At 40.9% G+C, this 357-nt stretch carries 1 protein-coding gene; it reads right to left on the bottom strand.

The window, feature by feature from the left end; all coding sequences use genetic code 11:
* Positions 1-137 precede the first annotated feature (137 nt).
* Positions 138-287, bottom strand: coding sequence for a hypothetical protein (locus tag FS736_RS24540; protein WP_186326903.1), 150 nt, complete (start codon positions 285-287; stop codon positions 138-140).
* Between the last annotated feature and the right edge of the window lie 70 nt (positions 288-357).

The following is a 357-nucleotide window of genomic DNA, read 5'->3' as shown; positions in this document are numbered from 1 at the left end:
TGTTTTTCCAGAACTTCCACACGTATTCAAACATCTTAAACGCAAACGACCTATCCCCACTCTTCCCCTATTCCCCACACCACTTCAACTTCCCTCCATCAAACCACTCGATATCCTTCAACCCTCCAAATCCCAAATCAAAACACAACCTCCCATAAAAAAACCACAACCCTTAATTCAATTACCTCTCCATTCACTCCCCACTCCACAACCACTCCAACCTTATAAACTACACTTCCAACACTTAATTCAACACTTTCATTTACCCACTCTCCAACTTCAACCACTTCAACAACAACTCACTTCCCTACTTAAACAAATTCCTTTCCCAAAAAATTTCCTTCCCATCAAACCAAT

This window comes from Cytobacillus oceanisediminis 2691 (assembly GCF_007678455.1).
GTDB lineage: Bacteria > Bacillota > Bacilli > Bacillales > Cytobacillaceae > Mesobacillus > Mesobacillus oceanisediminis_A.
This window is presented reverse-complemented; position numbering and strand designations above follow the sequence as displayed.